Source organism: SAR324 cluster bacterium (genome assembly GCA_015232315.1).
Lineage (GTDB): Bacteria > SAR324 > SAR324 > SAR324 > NAC60-12 > JADFZZ01.
The window spans coordinates 1-7,135 of the sequence record JADFZZ010000065.1 but is presented as its reverse complement, the minus strand read 5'-3'; the positions used below and the strand labels follow the sequence as shown (position 1 = coordinate 7,135).

At 43.2% G+C, this 7,135-nt stretch carries 7 protein-coding genes; all 7 read right to left on the bottom strand.

Annotation, left to right across the window (positions count from 1 at the left end):
- Positions 1-428: 428 nt before the first annotated feature.
- The 7 genes from HQM11_20970 to HQM11_20940 all read right to left on the bottom strand — a co-directional run bounded on the left by HQM11_20970 (position 429) and on the right by HQM11_20940 (position 7,104).
- The gene (locus tag HQM11_20970; protein ID MBF0353511.1) at positions 429-881 is read right to left on the bottom strand and encodes a PcfJ domain-containing protein; all 453 of its coding nucleotides are present in this window, start codon (positions 879-881) and stop codon (positions 429-431) included.
- Between the two features lie 91 nt (positions 882-972).
- The gene (locus tag HQM11_20965) at positions 973-1,920 is read right to left on the bottom strand and encodes an IS1595 family transposase (GenBank protein MBF0353510.1); all 948 of its coding nucleotides are present in this window, start codon (positions 1,918-1,920) and stop codon (positions 973-975) included.
- Positions 1,921-1,983: 63 nt separating this feature from the next.
- On the bottom strand, positions 1,984-2,817 hold the full coding sequence (locus HQM11_20960) for a hypothetical protein (protein MBF0353509.1): 834 nt from the start codon (positions 2,815-2,817) through the stop codon (positions 1,984-1,986).
- Positions 2,818-3,367: 550 nt separating this feature from the next.
- Positions 3,368-4,315 (bottom strand): IS1595 family transposase, encoded by a 948-nt coding sequence (locus HQM11_20955; protein ID MBF0353508.1) that lies wholly within the window; start codon positions 4,313-4,315, stop codon positions 3,368-3,370.
- A 41-nt stretch (positions 4,316-4,356) separates the two neighbouring features.
- Positions 4,357-4,944, bottom strand: coding sequence for a hypothetical protein (locus tag HQM11_20950; GenBank protein ID MBF0353507.1), 588 nt, complete (start codon positions 4,942-4,944; stop codon positions 4,357-4,359).
- A 295-nt stretch (positions 4,945-5,239) separates the two neighbouring features.
- Positions 5,240-6,058: a hypothetical protein gene (locus tag HQM11_20945; GenBank protein ID MBF0353506.1), complete on the bottom strand. Its 819-nt coding sequence runs from the start codon at positions 6,056-6,058 to the stop codon at positions 5,240-5,242.
- A gap of 92 nt (positions 6,059-6,150) precedes the next feature.
- Positions 6,151-7,104 (bottom strand): IS66 family transposase, encoded by a 954-nt coding sequence (locus HQM11_20940; GenBank protein MBF0353505.1) that lies wholly within the window; start codon positions 7,102-7,104, stop codon positions 6,151-6,153.
- Positions 7,105-7,135: the final 31 nt, after the last annotated feature.

The window sequence follows — 7,135 nt, the reverse complement described above, 5'->3', positions numbered from 1 at the left end:
TCCTACGTAACCCGATATCCGTAAACACAACGTCCGAAACTTGATGACGAGACGTTGGTCCACGGTGAAACGACTCTTCCACAGTCATATTGTCCAGGATTTCACCTTTCCAGTCCACTGAAATTTGTCAAGTTTGGCTCCCATTGCGTCCAAAATCTGGCCGGATGAACCAATCGGAAGGGACAGGATCTCCTTTGATGATGCCCACCACAAAAGCACGCCTGCAAACCACTTTCAACTAACTTTCTAGTGCGTTGGCTGTGTTTATGTTGCCAAAAATAGACCTGTTCCGCAGTTTTCTTGATCAACCGTCCGTTACTCATTCCCTTCCACGGCATTTTCAGTCGCCGAACTCCTCTTCCTCACCCGGTACAGCATCCGGTTGTGCCTTTTTTGTGGCCGGATGGAGTTTTGAGGAGGGACTCCTATCAACATTGAGTTGGTGACCATCTCGGAACACTTGATGCCCACAAAATAAGGTGGTTAGACGTAAGAATAGGAAGAGATATTGGCTCACATGTTCCGCACTGCGAATTGGCAAGCCATTCCTGTACTTTTTCCCACGAATTTTTTGATGGACTAGCATTACGATATAAACTGAAATTAGCAATTTCCGGTTTTCCTTTATTATTAATTATCAGTTCCAGAGTTCCTCTTTCAGGATGAAGAACTCGGTAAATATAACATTGACGTTTATATACTAGTTCAGCATATATGGCGACACAGTGTTGCATCTCTTTGCCTTCTGCTATTAAGTCAGAGTGCGATCTAATTTGAACAATAGTTTCGATACCAGGAAGAGGTGAAGGTGGAAATTCCGGACCATAGATCTTTATTAGGCTTGCAATATGCTGTTCATTTTTTATTTCGTTTACCCTCAAAACCCATCTATTGTGTAATCGGACAAGATCAGGATGACTCTTACAGTTGTATATAATTTTATCTGAGTTTTCGATGTTTAAAAATTCCTGATTACCACGGAATTTCAGCCAGTTTTAGCAGTCGCTCAGGCATAGGTGGGGTGTGGGCTCCAACATACCCAAGGCGAGGGATCATATCCGCCATTCGGAACCGTCGGTTATGGCGATATTCAAACTCTGCGAGATATCTGGCAGCATGCTTTCCGCTGATCGCCCGGTATGTCCCCACGATTGCGCCTTTTATGTTCCCGAGGGTCGTGTTCACCCAATTAAATTCTGGATGCGAAACACTTTTTGCTCCACCACCAACCACAACAGCCTGATGCTTACAGCCACTCTCCGCAATCGCTCCAAAACATAACAGTCCATCGGAAACCACGGAACAACCAGCCGACAAATGCAAGGCACTCCACCTCCTGACGATTTCTTTCCGGAATCCTTTGACAACGCTCAACTTGATTCGAATGGGTTCTGAATTGTCGGTGGTTTCGACGGCCGCAAGGAAGGGCGTTTTTCCGTCAGCACCCCGCCCCCTCTTGCCTCCATGGCGTTCTCCTCCAAGATAGGCGTCGTCAATTTCAATGCGGTTTTTGAGTTGTTTCCCATTGTCACGTTCCAACATGACTTGCATTAATTTGTGTTTCACCCGCCAACTGGTATTCTGGGATACTCCCAATTGCCGTGCCAAAGCAAGACTTGATATTCCAACTTTGTTCTGCGTTATCAGATAAATAGCAAGAAACCACTTTGTAAGCCCCAGCTTTGTGTCCTGGAAAATTGTTCCCGCAATAAGCGACGTTTGATGATGGCATCGGTTACATTGCAACACCTTACGTCCCTTGATTTCACAGTAGTGGTTCCAACCGCACTCTGGACAGGCGAATTCTTTGGGCCATCGCCAGGAAAACACTGCTACCCGGCACTGATCCTCTGTCCCATAACTCGACAGAAAATCACTTATGCTCAATCCCTTCTGAAATTGCACCTTGTTTTTGGCCATCATCCCCTCCGCACTTTCAATAACATGAAGACAATCACATGCTACCATAACTGTGGCTGAATTTCAGGGGTAATCAGGTAAAAATTTGGCTAACTCCATTGTATCATTAACGAATCTATCGAAAGATAGAAACCTTTTCTTATTCGGAATTCTGGTCGAGAATGGATAAGGTAAAAGATGTAGATAATTATCCCGCCTCCAGAATGTCTTTTGCCAATCAAGCCAAGAAATATGAACTTTATTTGCAAATTCTAATTGCTTCACCAATTTAGGAAATTGAGAACCTCTTGCAACACTATATAATAACTTTAATTCTTCACTATTTAATCGGTCTGGGACTATTTTTCCTATGAACTTTACCATATTTTGTGTTGATGTACCAATAGCTGTACCACGGATTCTATCAAGAATGTGTATCCTTTTTTTATTAACAAAATATCTTAGGCGGCCATCTAAATCAGGCGTTGTATCAACGAGAAGCCATAACAAGACTGGTGTTGATCTATAGAGATCAATCACACCAGAACCACCGAGCCTTATCAGGTTCGAGAGGAAAATGATATCATCTTCAAATGGTGGCTTAATGGTTCCTGAAAAGACACCTGTTTTCCATTTAACGCAAAGCTGAAAAAATCTGAGGACAGCATGATCAGGAGAGTCGAAAATTTCCTTGTGACTTGGTATTGGAATTCGAATAAAAGAATCTGATTCAGCTATCCACTGTTCACTGTCTAATCTACGTTCAACCACAATGCGTTCTTTTTGGTATCGTAAACGGAAGCAGTTCTCGATTATAGGGTTGAAATCAACAATAAGGTCGAATCCTTCTAAACGGTAAATTGGCCATTGTTCAGAATCCTTGCTATCTACATTAAGTTGTGTCAAGCCTGTTGACATAAAGCATACTCCTGAAAAATATAAAATCTCTTCTTTGCCCCACTCGTGAATATTGCAATTGGTATGCAAAATAATGCTGTGTAATTCCCATGAAGATATTAACTGTCATCATGACATAAGGTTCGATAGTTGCAGCTATATTGTTCCACTGTATTTAATTGAACGCCGTATTTTGTCCGAAGACTGTCGATAATTTTCATCAAAGGAAAACGATGCAATTCTATTAAATCGAGAAGGAGTGAATTGCGCATAGTCCCATGATTATGTAATTGCATAATATTATAATCAAAAGGTATCCAGCCAATGTTATTTAGCTCAATATGAGGCAAGTAACCAATTTCAAATGTAAGACTTTCAATAACCTGTAATGATTCATTCTCATCCTGGCAATGGTTAAATAGAAGATCAAATTGATATACACCGCATTCAAAGTAAATTCTCTTGATGTTGACAATAGCACCCCGGACACTCATCGGATCCGGAGAAACAACCATTACGATTTTATCCGCATTCAATAATAGCCTGCATTTTTCATGAAAGAACAACCTGATTACCACGGAATTTCAGCCAGTTTTAGCAGTCGCTCAGGCATAGGTGGGGTGTGGGCTCCAACATACCCAAGGCGAGGGATCATATCCGCCATTCGGAACCGTCGGTTATGGCGATATTCAAACTCTGCGAGATATCTGGCAGCATGCTTTCCGCTGATCGCCCGGTATGTCCCCACGATTGCGCCTTTTATGTTCCCGAGGGTCGTGTTCACCCAATTAAATTCTGGATGCGAAACACTTTTTGCTCCACCACCAACCACAACAGCCTGATGCTTACAGCCACTCTCCGCAATCGCTCCAAAACATAACAGTCCATCGGAAACCACGGAACAACCAGCCGACAAATGCAAGGCACTCCACCTCCTGACGATTTCTTTCCGGAATCCTTTGACAACGCTCAACTTGATTCGAATGGGTTCTGAATTGTCGGTGGTTTCGACGGCCGCAAGGAAGGGCGTTTTTCCGTCAGCACCCCGCCCCCTCTTGCCTCCATGGCGTTCTCCTCCAAGATAGGCGTCGTCAATTTCAATGCGGTTTTTGAGTTGTTTCCCATTGTCACGTTCCAACATGACTTGCATTAATTTGTGTTTCACCCGCCAACTGGTATTCTGGGATACTCCCAATTGCCGTGCCAAAGCAAGACTTGATATTCCAACTTTGTTCTGCGTTATCAGATAAATAGCAAGAAACCACTTTGTAAGCCCCAGCTTTGTGTCCTGGAAAATTGTTCCCGCAATAAGCGACGTTTGATGATGGCATCGGTTACATTGCAACACCTTACGTCCCTTGATTTCACAGTAGTGGTTCCAACCGCACTCTGGACAGGCGAATTCTTTGGGCCATCGCCAGGAAAACACTGCTACCCGGCACTGATCCTCTGTCCCATAACTCGACAGAAAATCACTTATGCTCAATCCCTTCTGAAATTGCACCTTGTTTTTGGCCATCATCCCCTCCGCACTTTCAATAACATGAAGACAATCACATGCTACCATAACTGTGGCTGAATTTCAGGGGTAATCAGGAAGAACAATGAATGTATATCCATAATCACTATGCCTGGATTCAAAGATTCACCACAATTCCATATGCGAAGAAAATCCATCCAGAGATTAATATTACTTTTAAAATCAGATCCATAACAATCTTGTAGCACACAAATTCCACCGCGCATGGTGATTAAATCATGTAACGATGAAGCAGGATCAACGGATATTTTCTGCACGCAAACCCTCAGAGATGAATCAAAAAAAGAGTAAAGGTGTCCTGCACCAGCATCGGCAATTAATACCTTTACTCCGAACCGTGTTATTAATGTTGCCAAATTTGAAGCTATTGTTGTGACTCCCAATCCACTTTTTGCCCCAGTTATCGCGATAAAAATGTTACGATGCTGTTTAGGATCAGGATTTATATTTTCTTTGATGTTCTCTGGTGCATCATTCATTGGATATTGTGCTTTAACGTTTAGATGAATTTGTTCGGGACTTGTGTTGATTACATGCGCAAGTTTTTTATTTTCAAAATGGAGGCGCATTATTTCATCTAAATGGCGTGCATCATCTTCAATAAACATAGAATAACCTTTCTCCATACAAGACATAGTATAAGATATGGCCTGTTTGATTGTATGTTTTACGCGGATTATCCTGGATTTGGGGGTGAAGAGAATCCTTTACGTCCAACACAACCATTTCCCCATCCTCCACGTTAAGCGTTGATCTTCATACGGCAAAGGATACAACTTATTGAAAGATTGAACAATTCTGAAAACACCATCCGATAATCAAGTTTTCACACGATTCGCAACATAAACGGACCGGATTTGTTTGTGAAATCGGTATACAATCTCACGGGTCTTTAACATGCATCTACTGAGACGAATGATCGCGATCCAAGGTAGTTTTAAATGTCTGACCATCAGAAACCACTTCTCCGTACACCTCTATGCCAAATTTATTGTTCTGAGAGTCATTTTCAAAATATATAACATTTTCATATTTATTATTTTTAACTCTTACATCAAATACTTTCCTATCTTGAAACAGTTTCTCACCATATATTTTCACCTGAGATTTTGTGAAAGTATTGTCTTGTGGATCAAAGATATCCAACGTCAGAGTGCCGTATTTTTTTATCAATGGATAGTGATCTGGTCTAGTTTCCATGGCGAAACCAGTTGGAAGACTTAATGTTGGATTGCTTGTGGCAACTCTACCATTCATAAATTCCTCTCTTATATTAGAGGTGATATTTCTTGTAACGGTGTTTATTTCAACATTATTATGAACAGATATTACCATTTTTTCTGCGTCACGTTTAGCACTCTCATCCATCAAGTGCAAATTCTTTTTGATATTTTCAATTCCTGGTCCACTCATTTTACTATCATACGAAACCATTATAGGGATGACTCTATCAGAAATCTTATAAACTTCGATAGCAACTGATTTAAAAATTATACCGTCTGTTAACATTTCCATATTCGATTCTTCACGGATCAGATCTGATCCTTTAATTTTCATCTCCGTTACTTGGAAAGTTCCAACTTTCTTTCCATCAGTTTCTATAATATAACTTAATTCTTTGACAATATCATCCGGTGCGGTGATAGGATCATCAGCAAATGTCACGCATGAATATACCAACAATGTCACCACAACGTAACAGGCAATTCTTATTTTCTTCATGTTAACATATCCCTGAATCTGTGTTGATTCGTAACCGTTCACCCCCCCATTTTCGGACCAGAGAAACAACCGAGCATGGAAGAATCTCCCTTTTATGCTGTCGCCGTGGCCGGCAAGGACGGCACCGCATCGCCCCTTCTACGCTTGGCGATCACATCTGCCAGAAACGGCCACGGCAAGACCTTCCGTTTGCGGCATGTTTCAATCACACTTGCCAATAGGGCAACCACTCGGCTCCCTTGAGCTGTGCGTGTGCCGTAGCAGATGCGACGGTAAATCACCCAGTGTCGCAACAACCGCTCGGCCTCGTTGTTGGTCATTGGCAAGAACGGATCTGACAAGACCGCCCAGATAGCCTCCCAATCGTAGAGAAGCTCACGCGCCAACGCACGAGTTTTTTCATGTGGAGAGTCCGCGTGTTCCTGGCAAGCCAACATGAGGATACCCAAAAGATCCCCATGAACCTGTCTCAGGTTGCTGGTCCCTGTGGGGGCCTCACGGGCTTGGTACACAGCTCTCCGCAATATTTCGAAGATCGCCAACACTTGGCCCCCAAATCGTCTTGCTTCGCCGTCCAAACTCTCCGAAAGGCCTTTGGCTTTGCGATCCAAATGGGCCCAACAGCGCAAACGCTTGAGGTATTTCCGATAAACTTTCAGCCCATCACTCATCAGCCAACCGGGGAACGCATTTCCCAAAATCCGTTCAAGTGCCTCCGCACTACGTGCACCAACCACAAACAACGTGGTCGTCAACGAACCGAAGACGCTGAACCACAGAAGGATAGTCTTTTCTTTCCATGGCGTCTCATCTACGTGGAGCAACTCTGAGCGACGTATTTCCTCAATCATTTGTTCCTCAAGAGGCTCCACAGCACGGCCAGCCTCGTGAATACACTGGTTGATCGTACCCGTTCCCAACCACAGCCCCAGCCAATCACGGAGAAATTCCTGTACTTTTGGACGCGATGCCCGCATGCGCTTGGACAAACACACAATCAAGGATATCAGCATCGGACCAACCATGTGCCATTCGGTCAACTCCACGCTCCATCCCGGCTCTGATTCACAACGTCCA

Excerpts from the sequence above, each read along its gene's own strand:
- HQM11_20945 (MBF0353506.1), bottom strand. The coding sequence starts at position 6,058 with ATGAAGAAAATAAGAATTGCCTGTTACGTTGTGGTGACATTGTTGGTA.
- HQM11_20960 (MBF0353509.1), bottom strand. The coding sequence starts at position 2,817 with ATGTCAACAGGCTTGACACAACTTAATGTAGATAGCAAGGATTCTGAA.
- HQM11_20965 (MBF0353510.1), bottom strand. The coding sequence starts at position 1,920 with ATGGCCAAAAACAAGGTGCAATTTCAGAAGGGATTGAGCATAAGTGAT.
- HQM11_20950 (MBF0353507.1), bottom strand. The coding sequence starts at position 4,944 with ATGTTTATTGAAGATGATGCACGCCATTTAGATGAAATAATGCGCCTC.
- HQM11_20955 (MBF0353508.1), bottom strand. The coding sequence starts at position 4,315 with ATGGCCAAAAACAAGGTGCAATTTCAGAAGGGATTGAGCATAAGTGAT.